The organism is Dactylosporangium sp. NPDC051541, from assembly GCF_044454505.1.
GTDB lineage: Bacteria > Actinomycetota > Actinomycetes > Mycobacteriales > Micromonosporaceae > Dactylosporangium.
In genome coordinates, this window is record NZ_JBITDU010000001.1 from 508410 (window position 1) to 521713 (window position 13304).

At 70.1% G+C, this 13304-nt stretch carries 16 protein-coding genes; 8 read left to right on the plus strand and 8 right to left on the minus strand.

Annotated elements, in window-relative coordinates:
- The first annotated feature begins 50 nt into the window (after positions 1–50).
- Both ACIA8L_RS02340 and ACIA8L_RS02345 read left to right on the plus strand, forming a co-directional pair.
- Positions 51–377: a DUF2516 family protein gene (locus ACIA8L_RS02340; RefSeq protein WP_223100910.1), complete on the plus strand. Its 327-nt coding sequence runs from the start codon at positions 51–53 to the stop codon at positions 375–377.
- On the plus strand, positions 377–1264 hold the full coding sequence (locus ACIA8L_RS02345; protein WP_395899558.1) for an alpha/beta fold hydrolase: 888 nt from the start codon (positions 377–379) through the stop codon (positions 1262–1264). The genes ACIA8L_RS02340 and ACIA8L_RS02345 overlap by 1 nt, the downstream gene beginning before the upstream one ends.
- A 411-nt stretch (positions 1265–1675) precedes the next feature.
- On the opposite strand, the gene ACIA8L_RS02350 is transcribed toward ACIA8L_RS02345, so the two are convergent.
- The 6 genes from ACIA8L_RS02350 to ACIA8L_RS02375 form a co-directional block, all read right to left on the minus strand.
- The gene (locus ACIA8L_RS02350) at positions 1676–2455 is read right to left on the minus strand and encodes a hypothetical protein (protein ID WP_395899560.1); all 780 of its coding nucleotides are present in this window, start codon (positions 2453–2455) and stop codon (positions 1676–1678) included.
- Between the two features lie 177 nt (positions 2456–2632).
- Complete coding sequence (locus ACIA8L_RS02355) at positions 2633–2944, minus strand: DUF1416 domain-containing protein (protein WP_395899562.1); 312 nt, start codon at positions 2942–2944, stop codon at positions 2633–2635.
- Positions 2945–2961: 17 nt separating this feature from the next.
- Positions 2962–3813: a sulfurtransferase gene (locus ACIA8L_RS02360; protein WP_395899564.1), complete on the minus strand. Its 852-nt coding sequence runs from the start codon at positions 3811–3813 to the stop codon at positions 2962–2964.
- Between the two features lie 166 nt (positions 3814–3979).
- Positions 3980–4072, minus strand: a complete 93-nt coding sequence (locus ACIA8L_RS02365) for an Ms5788A family Cys-rich leader peptide (protein WP_390891029.1) — start codon at positions 4070–4072, stop codon at positions 3980–3982.
- Positions 4073–4103: 31 nt separating this feature from the next.
- The gene (locus tag ACIA8L_RS02370) at positions 4104–4874 is read right to left on the minus strand and encodes a DUF2993 domain-containing protein (RefSeq protein ID WP_395899567.1); all 771 of its coding nucleotides are present in this window, start codon (positions 4872–4874) and stop codon (positions 4104–4106) included.
- Positions 4875–4945: 71 nt separating this feature from the next.
- Complete coding sequence (locus tag ACIA8L_RS02375; protein WP_395899569.1) at positions 4946–5911, minus strand: hypothetical protein; 966 nt, start codon at positions 5909–5911, stop codon at positions 4946–4948.
- A 291-nt stretch (positions 5912–6202) separates the two neighbouring features.
- Between ACIA8L_RS02375 and ACIA8L_RS02380 the strand changes: the two genes are divergently transcribed.
- From ACIA8L_RS02380 to pstB, 6 genes are all read left to right on the plus strand, one after another.
- A complete protein-coding gene (locus ACIA8L_RS02380; protein WP_395899571.1) occupies positions 6203–6904 on the plus strand; it encodes a winged-helix domain-containing protein in 702 nt (233 codons plus the stop codon).
- A 28-nt stretch (positions 6905–6932) separates the two neighbouring features.
- Positions 6933–7799: a mycothiol synthase gene (mshD, locus tag ACIA8L_RS02385; protein ID WP_395899573.1), complete on the plus strand. Its 867-nt coding sequence runs from the start codon at positions 6933–6935 to the stop codon at positions 7797–7799.
- A 254-nt stretch (positions 7800–8053) separates the two neighbouring features.
- Positions 8054–9175 carry a phosphate ABC transporter substrate-binding protein PstS gene (gene pstS, locus ACIA8L_RS02390; protein ID WP_395899575.1) on the plus strand — a complete coding sequence of 374 codons (1122 nt, stop codon included), beginning with the start codon at positions 8054–8056 and terminating at the stop codon, positions 9173–9175.
- 99 nt (positions 9176–9274) lie between these two features.
- On the plus strand, positions 9275–10180 hold the full coding sequence (pstC, locus tag ACIA8L_RS02395; protein WP_395901687.1) for a phosphate ABC transporter permease subunit PstC: 906 nt from the start codon (positions 9275–9277) through the stop codon (positions 10178–10180).
- Positions 10180–11274: a phosphate ABC transporter permease PstA gene (pstA, locus tag ACIA8L_RS02400; protein WP_395899577.1), complete on the plus strand. Its 1095-nt coding sequence runs from the start codon at positions 10180–10182 to the stop codon at positions 11272–11274. The genes pstC and pstA overlap by 1 nt, the downstream gene beginning before the upstream one ends.
- Positions 11275–11290: 16 nt before the next feature.
- The gene (gene pstB / locus ACIA8L_RS02405) at positions 11291–12067 is read left to right on the plus strand and encodes a phosphate ABC transporter ATP-binding protein PstB (RefSeq protein WP_223100928.1); all 777 of its coding nucleotides are present in this window, start codon (positions 11291–11293) and stop codon (positions 12065–12067) included.
- A gap of 9 nt (positions 12068–12076) precedes the next feature.
- On the opposite strand, the gene ACIA8L_RS02410 is transcribed toward pstB, so the two are convergent.
- Positions 12077–12841: an NUDIX hydrolase gene (locus tag ACIA8L_RS02410; RefSeq protein ID WP_395899580.1), complete on the minus strand. Its 765-nt coding sequence runs from the start codon at positions 12839–12841 to the stop codon at positions 12077–12079.
- 9 nt (positions 12842–12850) lie between these two features.
- Complete coding sequence (locus tag ACIA8L_RS02415; RefSeq protein ID WP_395899582.1) at positions 12851–13291, minus strand: hypothetical protein; 441 nt, start codon at positions 13289–13291, stop codon at positions 12851–12853.
- Between the last annotated feature and the right edge of the window lie 13 nt (positions 13292–13304).

Sequence of the window (13304 nt, forward strand, 5' to 3'; positions counted from 1 at the left end):
CTCCGGCACCGTCTGACACGGGCCGGAGGGCTTCGGCATAAGCTCGTGACATGGTGAGCGCCGTCCCGATCTTCTACGCCCAGGTCGAGAACTACATCTCCATCACCGTGTGGATCTTCTGCCTGGTGCTCGGAGCCGCGGCGTTCCTGCACTGCGTGGTGCAACGCACCGACGCGTTCCCGGCGATCGGCACCATGTCCAAGTCGATCTGGCTGGCCCTGATCGGCGGCGGCGAGCTGCTCACCGCCATCTCACCCAACCTGCAGCTGGGCTACCTCGGCATCTTCTCGCTCATCGCGGCCGGGATCTTCTCGGTCTACCTGCTCGACATCCGCCCCGCGCTGCGTGACGCGGTCGACGGCCACGGCTCCTGGTAATGGACTTCCGCTGGCCGCCCCCGCCGGACGGGCGCCCGGACCGGTTCCGCCCGCCCGTGACCAGGGGACCGCAGACCGGCCGGCCGACCCTTCCGGCCCCGCCGACGGAGCTGGTCGCCACACCCCACGGCGTCGAACTGGAGCAGCTCGTCACCGGCGAGGGCGACCCGGTGACGGTCTTCGCCCACGGCCTCGGCAGCGGCATCGCCGAGACCCGCCCCCTGGGCAGCGCCGTGCGCGGCCGCAAGGTCTTCTTCCAGTTTCGCGGCCACGGCCAGTCCGCGGCCCCGGGCGGCACCTGGACCTACCTCGACCTGGCCCGCGACCTGCGCGCGATCGCCGACCTGGCCGGCGCGACCCGCGCCCTCGGCGTCAGCCTGGGCGCCGGCGCCCTGACCCGCCTGCTGGCCGACAACCCGAGCCGGTTCGAGCGCGCCGTCTTCTTCCTGCCCGCCGTCCTCGATTCGCCCCGCCCGGCCGCCGCCCGGGAGCGGCTGAACGCGCTGCTGGAGGCCATCGAGGCCGGCGACGCTGCCGCCGTGGCCGACGTGATCTCTCAGGAGATCCCGTCCCAGCTGCGCAACTCCCCGCCGGTCTGGGCGTTCCTGCGCCAGCGCCTCGACCAGCTCATGCGCGACGGCCTGGCCTCGGGCCTGACCAGCCTCCCAAACCAGTCCGCCGTCGACGACCGCACCGCCCTGTCCACCGTCACCGCCGAGTGCCTGGTCATCGGCTGCCGCGGCGACGACCTCCACCCAGCCGCCGTAGCCGAACAGCTCGCCGCCGCCCTCCCCAAGGCCGACCTGCACCTCTACGACCGCCCCGGCATCCTGTGGACCCAGCGCGCCGACCTGCGCACCAGGATCTCCGACTTCCTCAACGCCTGACGCCGACCCCGCCCCAGGCCCGCCCCGCCCGCCCGTCGCCGCGGTCGGCCGCGAGCGCTTGATACGGACCCCAGCCCACGCCGGCCTCACCTGTTGCCGCCTCTGGCCAGCCGCAAGCGTTTGGCGCGGACTCCAACTCACGCACGTCCCGCGCGTCTCGCGTCTGCGGTCGGCCGCGAGCGCTGGTCCGTAAGGCAACGAAGCGCCATAGCGCGCAGCCGGCCGTGGATGACAGCTCCTGGGCCGCCAAACCCCACGCTTCACACAATCGGCACCAAAGGCCGTTGGGCGCCTTATGGTGATAAATCCGAAAAGTCCGATCACGAAGTGTCGGACTTTTCGCGCGCCGTCCGCGCCGTCCGCGCCGTCCGCGCCGTCCGCGATGTAGGTGAGAAGACTGGGCGCGGCGGGTCAGCAGCCTGTGGTGGCCGTCGCGATGAGCTCGTTGCCGTTTTTGCGGACGGAGATCGCGGTTGTCCCGGTTCGGTAGGCGAAGACCTGGTCCGTGTCGAGGACGACCGTGGCGGCGGCGATCGTTGTGTGCAGCCGTCGGAGGTCGCCCGTCGTGTCGGCCTCCACCGTTGCCAGCGTGTGGCATGACGGGGTGGTGAGCTGGTGGGTTCGCCATTCCGAGGCCGTTGTGCCCAGCGTGGTCAGGACGGTCTGGATGGGGGATCGGTCGGGGGTGGTGGTCGTGGGCTCCGGCACCGGGGCGTTCTGGACGCGGCAGCCCGTGTCGGCCGTGAAGCGGAGTACGCCCGGGTCGGTCACGGTGCCGCGGAGCAGGACGAAGTCGCCCGCGTCGGCGTTCAGCACGTCGGTGGTGTCGCTGTGGGTGACGCTCGGCTCGTAGGAGGGCGGCAGGGCGGCCTTCACGCGGTCCAGCGTCGCGGCCTCGGTGTCCTTCCGGACGTACACGAGCAGCTCCCGGCTGAACCTGGTGCCTTCCCGGGCCGACGTCACGCGGCAGCTGACCTCGGTGCGGCGGTATCCGCCCAGTGCGGCCACGGACGTTTGCGGGTCCAGCGCCCCGTAGACGCGCGCGATGGCGGTGTCCACGGTCGGCAGGGCGTCGGCGATCGTCGTCTGGTCGCGGGTCGTGGCCGGGTCGTTGAAGTAGGACCACAGGCCCGCTCCGGCGATGACCACGATCCAGGCGACCACGCCGATGACGACCCAGTGACGCTTCACGGTCGACATCCTCGCAGCCGGAACACGAAACGCCGCCCACCGGGGGGTGAGCGGCGTTCCAAAAAAGCGTCCCGAAGCGCTCCAAGAAGCGTTCCGAGGCGTCCCCAGAACGCTCCCAGAAGCGTTCCGAAGCATCCCCGGAACGCTCCCACAAGCGGCCCGGGGAACGGACGAACGTCAGCCGACGGCGACAGCGACCTCGTTGATGCCGCGGTCCGCGGCCACCGTCGCGTCGCCGTTGCCGGCGCGGGACAGGGCGCGCAGCGTCCAGTTGCCGGGGGCGGCGAAGAAACGGAACTGGCCGGCCGGCGACGTGACGACCTCGGCCGTGAACTCGCCGGTGGAGTCGAGCAGGCGCACGTAGGCGCCGCCGACCGGGTCGGTGCCGTTGCGCACGACGCCGGTGATGACGGTTTCCTTCTCGACGTCGACGCTCGCGGGCAGGGGAGCGCTCTGGTCGGGCGCGGCGCAGCTGTCAGCAGTGCTCATGGAAGGTACAGCCCCTCTCAGGCCTGGCCGGGCTCGTCGCCCAGCGCCACCGGCACGCCGACCAGCGAGCCGTACTCGGTCCAGGATCCGTCGTAGTTGCGCACGTCGGAGTGGCCGAGGATCTCCTTGAGCACGAACCAGGTGTGCGACGAGCGCTCGCCGATGCGGCAGTAGGCGATCGTCGGCTTGCTGTTGTCGAGCCCGGCCTCGCCGTAGATCTTGGCGAGCTCGTCGTCCGACTTGAACGTGCCGTCCTCGTTGGCGGCCTTGCTCCACGGCACCGAGATGGCGGTCGGGATGTGGCCGGGGCGCTGGGCCTGCTCCTGCGGGAGGTGGGCCGGGGCCAGGAGGCGGCCGGCGAACTCGTCGGGGGAGCGGACGTCGACCAGGTTGTAGGAGCCGATCGCCTTGACGGCGTCGTCGCGGAAGGCGCGGATCGACAGGTCCTGGTCGTGTACGGCGGTGTAGGTGGTGGCGGGCCGGCTGACCTCGTCCTTGCTCAGCGGGCGGCCGTCGAGCTCCCACTTCTTGCGGCCACCGTCGAGCAGCTTGACGTCGCCGTGGCCGTAGAGCTTGAAGTACCAGTACGCGTAGGCGGCGAACCAGTTGTTGTTGCCGCCGTAGAGCACGACCTGGTCGTCGTTGCCGATGCCCTTGCTGGACAGCAGCGCCTCGAACTGCTCCTTGTTGACGAAGTCCCGGCGGACCTGGTCCTGCAGTTCGGTCTTCCAGTTGATGCGCACGGCGCCGGGGATGTGTCCGCCGTCGTAGGCGGTGGTGTCCTCGTCGACCTCGACGAAGACGACGCCGGGGGTCTCGAGGTTCTGCTCGGCCCAGTCGGCCGTGACCAGGGCGGATTCGCGACTCATGGGTGTTCTCTCTCCCAGGATTGAGATGGGCACACGGGCATGCAGCCGCGCGCCCCAGAAGGACGGGACACGGTTTCCCCGATGAGTCTTCGACAAGAGCCAGACCCACCGGTCTGGGGCGTCGCTGCCTCGAGCCGTTACGAGAGCACGCTGCAGGGCCGCACCACTAGGGGCGGCAACAGAGGCAGGTGGCCACGCGGCACAGGTCGACCGCGCGCCGCTTGGTGAGCAGCATGCTCATAGTCCGGCAGCCTAGCATCGCCGAGCGTGCCCGCCCAGGGTCCGGCGCGTCACTGCCCCGTGAGCTTGACGTCCGCCGCCGACGCCGTGACCTGCAGCCCCGTGTCGGTGGTGGTCACCGAGTTGACCACCAGGTTGTAGGGGAGGCCGGGCAGCTTGACGGTGACCTGGAGCCGGCTCTGGTACTGCTTGATCAGATTGTTGACCTGCGCCGGCAGATCGCCCTTGTCCGTGGTCACCGACTCCAGCTTGAGCCGGACCTTGCCGGTCTCGACGACCATCGCGCCCTTGGCGATCATGGTCAGCTTGAGGCCGTTGAAGGCCAGCGGCACCCGCATCTCGATCTTGTTGTCGACGACCTTGAGGTCCACGTTCGAGGGGTCCACGCCGGACGGCAGCCCGGCGACCTCCAGCAGCGGCCGGACGTTGTCCCAGCTCATCGTCGCGTTGCCGGCGACCACCCCGGCCACGACGTCGCCCTTGCCGTTCATGAGGTCCTGCGCGTCGGCCTTCACCGAGCGCGCCTCGACGGTCAGGGTGTCCAGCTTGACGTTGTTCACCTGGGGCTTGGTGAGCGAGATCGTGATCTTCTTGTATTCCCCGGCGATGACCTGCGTCAGGAACGGGAACCCGGTGATCTCCACGTCGGGCTCGCCCTCGTACTTGACGTTGTTGGCCGCCAGCTGGGTCTTCGTCTCCTGGGTGATCCGGTCGTCGGCGGCGCTCGCCGCGATCCGGTCGACCAGGAAGAACGCTCCCACCAGGATGACCGCCAGCACGACCAGCACGATGCCGATCTTGGCCCCTCGCCTCGCCGCCACCGGCACTCCCTCCAACGTGATGCCCGCTGGTTACCCAGGCGAGAGAATTTCGTACCCCGAAGGGATACCGCCTATAGAAGCAGGAGCGTGCTAGCCACGTAGGCGGCCGGAGCGGCGAACGCCATCGCGCCGATCGGACCCTGGATGTGCCGGGCCAGCCAGAGGGCCGGCTCGTCCCCGTCGATGATCCGGCTCGCCTCGGCGTAGCCGACCGACAGGTCCACCATCACCGCCACGATCGCCGTGGCCAGGCCGGCCAGGGCGCTCGGCAGCGGGCTGAGCCCGTCGAGGTAGTTGCCGATGGCGCCGGCTGCGGCCGTGCCGACCATCGTGCCCAGCACCACGCCGGCGCCGCCGCGGGGCACCTGGGGCGCGATGCGGGGCACGGCCGCGATCGAGTCGCTGAGGCGGGCGATGAGCAGGGCGATCCCGGCCGCGGCCAGGCAGGCGACGATCGCCTGGGTGCCCTTCGGGCTGCGGCCCAGCACGATGAGGCTGGCAAAGGAGACGACGCCCAGGGTCACCACGAGCGACGAGCCCAGCGACTCCGTGACCCGCTGGCGGCCGGCCGGGCGGGTGAGCTGGCCGACGACGCCGATGATGAAGCCGGCCGCGGTGACGTAGGCGAGGGGCGCCAGCGACGCCGGCCGGGTGAACACCGCGGCCACGTCGGTGCCGAGGGCCACGGCCAGACCGACCGTCCCGACGACCTTGGGGGCCGGCGGGCGGCTCGCCATCACCCAGACGGCGACGAAGAGCGCCTGGACGCCGAACATCACCACGGCGTAGGACTCGTGCCGGGTCTGTGCCCCGACGATCAGGGCGATGGCGACCAGAGCCGCGAACCCCGCCACACCGAGCGAGACGAACCGGCGGACCGGCGGCAGCAGCGGCTGCGGCGACCGGGAGCCGTCCTCACCCGATTGAGGGTCACCCACTGAGTGGTGTCCGTCACCGTCGGGGCGACGGCGGGCGGCCGGCTCGGCGGACTCGGGCCAGGTGCCGAAGTCTTCGGCGGGCGACGGGGTTGCGGGCACGCTCCGAATCGTGCCAGAGCCGGCCGGTTCCAGCCGAGTCGGCCCTGCCGGAATCGGCGGAAAAGCGGCCGCGCGCGCATACCATGTCGGCGGAACCGGTGGGGTGTGGCTCAGCCGACTGTCCCGAACTGCGATTCGACCGGTCGCAAAACGTGAATACTCCGATATTCTCATGCGGGATACACCCACAACCGCCCGTCATTGTTGCCGGGTCGACAGCGAGCCGCCGCCCTCTCCAGGGGCGCCACAGCGCCCTCACGACGAGGTGCGCCGCGGCCACGGAGGTGACTCGTGGAGATTCTGCTGCTGACCGCGGCTCCCGCGGGCCAGGTGGTCCTGCCGGGCCTCGACCTGCTGCCCCACACTGTGCGCACCGCCCCGCGCGACGTCCGCACCCTGGTGAGCGGGCCCAGCCCCGACGCCGTTGTCGTCGACGCCCGCACTGAGCTCGCCGACGCCCGCGCCACGTGCCGGATGCTGCACGCCACCGGGCTCGGCGTCCCGCTGCTCGCCGTCGTCACCGAGGCCGGCCTGGTCGCCCTGCACGCCGACTGGGGCCTCGACGACGTCATCCTGGCCACCGCCGGCCCGGCCGAGATCGAGGCCCGCCTGCGCCTGGCCGTCGGCCGGCTCAACTCCGCCGCGGCCGCGAGCGGCGGCATGATCAAGGCCGGCGAGCTGTCCATCGACCCGGACACCTACGCCGCCAAGCTCAAGGGCCGCCCGCTCGACCTCACCTACAAGGAGTTCGAGCTGCTGAAGTTCCTGGCCCAGCACCCGGGCCGGGTGTTCACCCGCGACCAGCTGCTGCGCGAGGTCTGGGGCTACGACTACTTCGGCGGCACCCGGACCGTCGACGTGCACGTGCGGCGACTGCGGGCCAAGCTCGGCTCCGAATACGAGTCGATGATCGGCACCGTGCGCCAGGTCGGCTACAAGTTCGTCGTCCCGCCGTCGCGGCCGCTGCACGACTCCGAGCCGGTCCGGGTCTGATCCGGCGCTGATCGCCTAAGTTGATCTCATGACGCTGGTGCACCGGGTCGGCCTTCTCACGCCCGAGCAGGTCGACCAGGTGCGCGCGCTCGTCCGCGCGGCCGATGACACCGACGGGACGCTGCCGCTGTCGGAGCAGGTCATGCTGCATCTGGACGCACCCGGAGTACACCTGCTGGCCGGAAATGACGGGCAGATCGTCGGCTATGCGCAGGTCGAGGACACCTCGGCGGAGTTCGTGGTGCACCCGCTGCACCGGCGGCACGGGCTCGGGCGGGCCCTGGCCACCGCGGTACTGGCCGAAAGCGCGGACCACGGCCTGTTGGTCTGGGCACACGGCGACCACCCGTCGGCGTCCGCGCTCGCCATCCGGCTGGGCTTCGACCGGGCCCGGGTGCTGCTGCAGCTGCGGCGCGCCCTGTCCGCCCCGATCGCCGATTACGAGCTTCCTCCAGGGGTACTGCTACGAGCCTTCGTCCCCGGTGAGGACGACGAGGCCTGGCTGGCCCTCAACGCGGCCGCGTTCGCCCAGCACCCCGAGCAGGGCAAGTGGACCCGCGCGGACCTGCGCCTGCGCCTCGCCGAGCCCTGGTTCGACCCGGCCGGCTTCCTGCTGGCCGAGCGGGACGGCCGGTTGGTGGGCTTCCACTGGACCAAGGTGCACGAGGGCCCCGAGCCGATCGGTGAGGTGTACGTTCTCGGTGTGGCTCCCGACGCCCACGGCGGCGGGCTCGGCCGGGCGCTGACCCTCGCCGGGCTGCACCACCTGCGCGACCGCGGACTCGACCAGGTCATGCTGTATGTGGACGAGGACAATCCCCGCGCCGTGACCCTGTACCGGAAGCTCGGCTTCGCCCACTGGACCGGTGACGTTCAGTATCGACGTGATCACTGACTACTCCCGGTGACGGTGATCACGGGGCAAAACCGGGCACCAGGCATCACCTTTGGGCAGTTCACCCAATGGTCAGCTCGCCTCCGGTCAGCCGTCATCCGCTGACAGTGACCTGTTCACTGCTCGTTCACCCTTCCCCGGAGGAGCGGTTACCTGCCGCTCTTAGCGTCCTTTCAAGTCGACGGCCTGCGTCGGCCTTCCGAAACCCTCCCCAGGCGACGGAAGTCGGTTTACCCCCCGACGAAGGGACCGCAGTGAACTTCAAGCGGCACGGCCTCATCGCCGGCTTCGCGCTCACCGCGACGCTCGCGCTCGCCGCGTGCGGCTCGGACAACAACGAACCCTCCACCTCGGCCACGAACGGTGGCGCCTCCCAGGGCGCCGGCAGCACCGTCGCGTGTGCGAGTGGCACGCTTACCTCGCAGGGCTCCAGCGCCCAGGGCAACGCCATGTCCGAGTGGGCCAAGGCCTACCAGCAGAAGTGCTCGGGCGCCCAGGTGAACTACCAGGCGACCGCCTCCGGTGCGGGCATCACGGCGTTCCAGGGCGGCACGGCGGACTTCGCCGGCTCCGACTCCTCGCTGAAGGCCGGCGACGAGCAGACCAAGGCCGCTGCCCGCTGTGGCGGCGCCCCGGCGCTCAACCTGCCGATGGTGACCGGTCCGATCGCGATCGCCTACAACCTCGACGGCGTCAAGGACCTGCAGCTCAAGCCGGACACGCTGGCCAAGATCTTCGCCGGCACGATCAAGACGTGGGACGACGCCGCGATCAAGGCCGACAACCCGAGCGCCACGCTCCCGTCGACCGCGATCCTCGCCGTGCACCGCGGTGACTCCTCCGGCACCACGGAGAACTTCACCGGTTACCTGACCTCCGTCTCGCCGAGCGTCTGGACCTTCGGCAAGGACAAGGTCTGGAAGGCCCCGGGCGGCTCCGGCGAGCAGAAGTCCGACGGTGTGGCCGGCGCGATCAAGAAGACCGCGGGCGCCATCGGCTACGTGGAGTGGTCGTTCGCCAAGACCAACACCCTCGCCACCGCCAAGGTCTACAACGGCGCCGGTGAGTACACCGCGCTGACCGGTGAGGCGGCCGGCAAGACCATCGCGGGCGCCAAGATCACCGGCACCGGCGACGACCTCGCGCTGACGATCGACTACAAGACCACCGAGGCCGGGGCCTACCCGATCGTCCTGGTGACCTACGAGATCGTCTGCAGCAAGGGCAACGCGGCCGACAAGCTCCCGCTCCTCAAGGGCTTCCTCGGCTTCACGGTCAGCTCCGACGGCCAGAAGCAGCTCGACAAGCTGGGCTACGCCCCGCTGCCCGAGACGGTTCGCGCCAAGGTCGAAGCCTCCATCAAGAACCTGGCCTGACAGGAAGTCTCGTTGAGCCAGACGACTCAGCCCGCCACCTCCGTCGGTTCGCCCGACGGGGGTGGCGGTCTTCCGCCGCGCAAGCGGTTCAGCGGAGACATGATCTTCCGCGGGACCGCCACGGCCGCAGGCTCGATGGTGCTCGTCATCATCGCCGCCATCGCCATTTTCCTCCTGGTCAAGGCGATCCCGGCCATCAACAAGGACACCGAGAACTTCCTGACCTACAAGGACTGGTTCACCGACGGTGACCAGCCGAAGTTCGGCATCGCGGCCACCGCGTTCGGCACCGTGCTGACGGCGGCGCTCGCGCTGCTGATGGCGGTTCCGGTGGCGCTCGGCATCGCGCTGTGCCTCTCGCACTACGCGCACCGGCGCGTCGCCACGACGCTGAGCTTCATCATCGACCTGCTCGCGGCGGTGCCCAGTGTCGTCTTCGGTCTCTGGGGCCGCGACTACTTCTACGAGCCCATCGCGAACTTCTCGAAGTGGCTCCACGACGTCGCCGGCTGGCTGCCGATCTTCGGCAGTGACGGCCCCTACGGCAAGTCGGTCCTGCTGGGCTCGGTCGTCCTCGCCATCATGGTGCTGCCGATCGTGACCTCCCTGTCCCGCGAGGTCTTCCTGCAGACCCCGCCGGAGAACCAGGAGGCGGCCCTCGCACTCGGCTCGACCAAGTGGGAGATGATCCGCACCGCGGTGATCCCCTACGGCCGCGCCGGCATCATCGCCTCGGTCATGCTCGGCCTCGGCCGCGCGCTGGGCGAGACGATCGCGCTGGCCCTGACCCTCGGCAGTGTCTTCGCCGTCAACTTCGACCTGCTGGGCCCCGGCGGCGTCACGATCGCCTCCAACATCGCCAGCCGGTTCGGCGAGGCCAACGAGTTCGGCCGCAGCGCGCTCATCGCGTCCGGTCTCGTGCTCTTCGCCATCACCCTCGTCGTCAACATGGCCGCCCGCGCGATCGTGTACCGGCGTCGTGAGTTCGTGGGAGGCAGCGCGTAATGGCCGTCGATACCTCCACCCCGACCCGCAGCCTGGGCGTGACCGACGCGTCCCAGCTGCGGACCAAGTCGCTGCCGAACTGGACGCCCTTGGTGGCGGCCGTCGCGGCGGTCGCGCTGTCCTACGTGCTGATCAACCTCACCGGGGCCGGCGGCTGGGTGCTCACCGGCGTCGTCGCGGCGATCCTCTTCGTGGTCCTCATGGGGGTCGCGGCGACGGTCGTCGAGGGCGGTCGCTCCGCGCGCAACCGCATGGCGACGATCCTGATCTACGCCGCCTTCCTCCTGGCCCTGCTGCCGCTGCTCTCGGTGGTGTGGACGCTGCTGGACAAGGGCACCGAGCGGCTCGACGGCAACTTCTTCAACAGCTCGATGAACAACATCGGCCCGTTCGACGCCAACGGCGGCGCCTACCACGCGATCATCGGCACGATCGAGCAGGCCGGCATCGCGACGCTCATCACGGTGCCGCTGGGCATCCTCGGCGCGATCTACATCGTGGAATACGGCCGGGGCTTCTTCGCCAACACGATCCGGTTCTTCGTCGACGTCATGACCGGTATCCCGTCGATCGTGGCGGGTCTGTTCATCCTGTCGTTCTGGGTGTTCACGATCACGCCGCTGTACAGCTCCGACGGCTTCGCCCACTACTCGGGCTTCGCCGCCGGCCTGTCGCTCAGCGTGCTCATGCTGCCGACCGTGGTCCGCTCCAGCGAGGAGATGCTCCGGCTGGTGCCGACGGCGCTGCGGGAGGGCTCCTACGCCCTCGGCGTGCCGAAGTGGAAGACGATCGTGAGCATCGTGCTGCCCACCGCCGGCCCCGGCATCGTCACCGGTGTCATGCTGGCGGTGGCCCGCGCCTGCGGTGAGACGGCACCGGTGCTGCTCGTCGCCGGTGGTGCCTCCGCGATCAACTTCAACCTGTTCGACGGCAACCAGTCGTCCCTCTCGCTGTTCGTGTATCAGCAGGCCGGTGTCGCCTCGGAGTTCTCACCGGGGCGGGCCTGGACGGCCGCGCTGACGCTGGTTGTCCTCGTCCTGGTCCTCACCGTTGCGGCGAAGCTGCTCGCCCGCCGCAACAAGCTCGCCCGATAATCACTGGAGCGCCACTATGGCAAAGCGGATCGAAGCCCACGGCGTCACCTCGTACTACGGATCGTTCAAGGCCATCGACGGCGTGTCGATGACGATCGAGCCCAAGTCGGTCACCGCCCTGATCGGGCCGTCGGGTTGCGGCAAGTCCACGTTCCTGCGGTCGATCAACCGCATGCACGAGGTGCTGCCCAACGCGCGGATCGAGGGCCAGCTCCTGATCGACGGGCAGAACATCTACGACCGGGATGTCGACGTCACGGCCGTGCGCCGGATGATCGGCATGGTCTTCCAGCGCCCCAACCCGTTCCCGACGATGTCGATCTTCGAGAACGTCGTCGCCGGCCTGCGCCTCAACGGCGTGCGGAAGAAGTCGGTGCTGGAAGAGGTCGCGGAGAAGGCGCTGCGCAGCGCCAACCTCTGGAACGAGGTCAAGGACCGGCTGGGCCGCCCCGGCGCCGGCCTGTCCGGCGGTCAGCAGCAGCGGCTGTGCATCGCCCGCACGATCGCGGTCGAGCCGCAGGTCGTGCTGATGGACGAGCCCTGCTCGGCCCTCGACCCGATCTCGACGCTCGCGATCGAGGACCTGATCACCGAACTGAAGAACCAGTTCACGATCGTCATCGTCACGCACAACATGCAGCAGGCGGCCCGCGTCTCGGACCGCACCGGCTTCTTCTCGATCGACAAGACCGGGGAGCCGGGCCGGCTCATCGAGTACGACGACACGGCGAAGATCTTCACCAACCCCTCGGTGAAGAAGACCGAGGACTACATCACGGGCCGCTTCGGTTAATCCGGCGACTCAAGCAACAGGGCGGATGGCGTCGGCCGGGTTCCGGGCCGGCGCCGCCGCCAGGGCACCGTCGATGCCGCCGGCCTCCGCGAGCTCCAGCAGGGTGTAACGGGTCGGCGGCAGCATCGTGTAGCGGCCGTCGGCCGCCTCGCCCGGTGCGGACCACACGTGGTCGTCGGCCTCGCCGCCCACGTCCCGGGTCACCTGCCCCTTGGGCAGCAGGGCGAGGAAAAAGTAGGTGTCGAAGCGCCGCGGCTCGAACTCCGGCGTGACCCACCGCGACCACGGCACCAGCAGGTCGCTGCGCAGGACGAGGCCGTTGCGCTCGAGGAACTCGGCGAAGCCCAGCTCCCGGTCGATCAGCGCCCGCCGCGCCGCCTCCCAGTCCGGGCCGCTGACGTCGCCGACGACCGTGTCCGCGTCGGCCCCGGCCAGCAGCACCCCGGACTCCTCGAACACCTCCCGCACGGCCGCGCAGACGACGGAGCGGGCCACGGGCTCGTCGAGCCGCAGCCGCGCCGCCCACTCGGCCGGGGCGGGGCCGGCCCAGCCGGGCTGGACGGTGGCGTCGCGCGGGTCGACCCCACCGCCCGGGAACGCGTACATCGACGCCGCGAACGCCATCGTCGCGACCCGGCGGATCAGATACACCTCGTACGGCTCCCGCAGGAGCACCACCGTGCTGGCCAGCCGGGCCTCCACCGGCACGCCGCCCTCGCGCTCGAAGCGCCGGGCCATCTCGGCCAGCTGTGGCGGGAGCTGAAACTCAACCATGGGGCCAACCTACGGGGTCGCCTCGTGGCCGGCGCGTCCATGGGTGCGCCGCCGCTCCTTCATCTCGGCCTCGAACAGGTGCCGGCGGCCCTGGGCCAGTTCGTCCCGGGCGTCCTTCTCGACCGCTTTGAACGTGCTGTAATACCCGTCGTCGAAGTCCTCGACGATCTGGAAGGTCCAGCGCCCGGCGATCACGTTGCGCCCGAGCACGTCGGTCGCCACCCGGTCGGCGACCTTGTCGTGCCCGGCCGCGCGCAGCAGCGAGACGGCGTCGTCGAGCATGAGGTCGGCGTGGCCGATGAGCTGGTGCAGGTCGTACAGGCGGCCCCGGGCCCGCTCGACGGTCTCCAGGGCCTCGCTGAGCTTGCCGAGCGCCTCGACCGTCTCGTCCGCGAGGCCTTCGGGGCGGGTGTGTGCGGCGTCCGGGCCGTCCATGTGCTGGTCGTTCATGACTCCCGCTATA